Consider the following 1,260-nt stretch of genomic DNA (forward strand, 5'->3'; position numbering starts at 1 on the left):
CCGTCGAGGTTGATCTGGTGCAGGTGCCCGCTGCCGTAGTAAAGCTGATTGAGCTGGCGGCCGTCCGGCAGTTCCAGGCTGGTTGTGCTGGAAGAAAATAGCTAGATTGGTTTGGTGTATATGGTGATGATGTAGGAGGCTCTAATAGCTTTAATGCCGATCGCGTCGTTTGCGTTCGACATTAAAGTCATGGGGCTCAGTATATATAAGTCGTTCCAGAGGTGTACTTGCTTTGTTTTATGATTTTTATCACTAGTTCCCAGCCTTCGTTGGTTTTTTTTCTTCCGGCGAACGTGTAGACGATCTCTCCGGTCGAAACGTGATCCTGCATGGTTTCATTGTCTGTAAATTCTATTTGGTTTATGAAGACCATTGGTTTGTTGTCAATGAATCTCCAGCTGGCCTCGCCGATCCATACAGGTGGACTTTCCATGAATAAGAATTTGTCCGTAAGGATATTGGATATCCATTTTGTAACTGGCGAAGGAGGTTTTCCTATCCAGTTTATGTCTGGCACAGGCATGTCCGATTGTTCGTATTCTTCGTATAAGGTCTTAACGAATGCTTCAGCTTCTTCATGACCAATACCTGCCTTGAATTTTTTTTCAGCAATTTTTCCAGCAATAGAACTGAATATTATGTATTCTTTGTTCATGATATTACCATGAGTTTATACCTTTAATTACTTCGATGAGTTCCATCCCTGGGTGGCGATACTTGTCCATATCTGCGTGTTGCCATGGATCAACCTCGGATAGGTTGTTTTTGCTATGAACACCTTGGCCGCCCGTTCTTTGTGGTATGTGCGTGTGATGTAGCTCGTAGGGGATGTCCCGAACTTCTATTGCGCCTGTTTTATTGATCCTAACTTTTGCAGTGATTTTTGGAGCATTACCCCTCGCCATTTCTGCAATGTTTCTTGGCGAGTACATACTTTTAGGATTTTGAAGCTCTATTTTGGCGACATCTTCCCAATATTTCTTTTTGGCTGTGCCCCAACAAACTAGACCCCACGGATCAACCCACCCCATCGCATTCGGTGCGTACCGATAAAGGTTATCCCCCCCCATCAACCCAATCGGGTCCTGAGTAGTGAACCTCCCTACCGCAGGATCGTAGTATCTGAACGTGTTGTAGTACAACCCCGTTTCACGGTCGTGGTACTGCCCCTGGAAACGCAGGTTCTGTTCCACCAGGTTCGGTGATAACGCTTCCAAACCGCCCCACGCCTTGTAGTACGCGCGCCACACCACGTGGCCG

2 protein-coding genes are annotated in these 1,260 nt (G+C 46.4%); both read right to left on the bottom strand.

The annotated features are described in order from the left end of the window. Positions 1 to 196: 196 nt before the first annotated feature. Positions 197 to 655 carry a hypothetical protein gene (locus AC07VV_RS30435; RefSeq protein WP_495038344.1) on the bottom strand — a complete coding sequence of 153 codons (459 nt, stop codon included), beginning with the start codon at positions 653 to 655 and terminating at the stop codon, positions 197 to 199. A gap of 4 nt (positions 656 to 659) precedes the next feature. Next, a partial coding sequence (locus AC07VV_RS30440) for an RHS repeat-associated core domain-containing protein (RefSeq protein ID WP_495038345.1) occupies positions 660 to 1,260 on the bottom strand: 601 nt, incomplete at its 5' end.

This window comes from Pseudomonas sp. GW821-FHT02C04 (assembly GCF_059421845.1).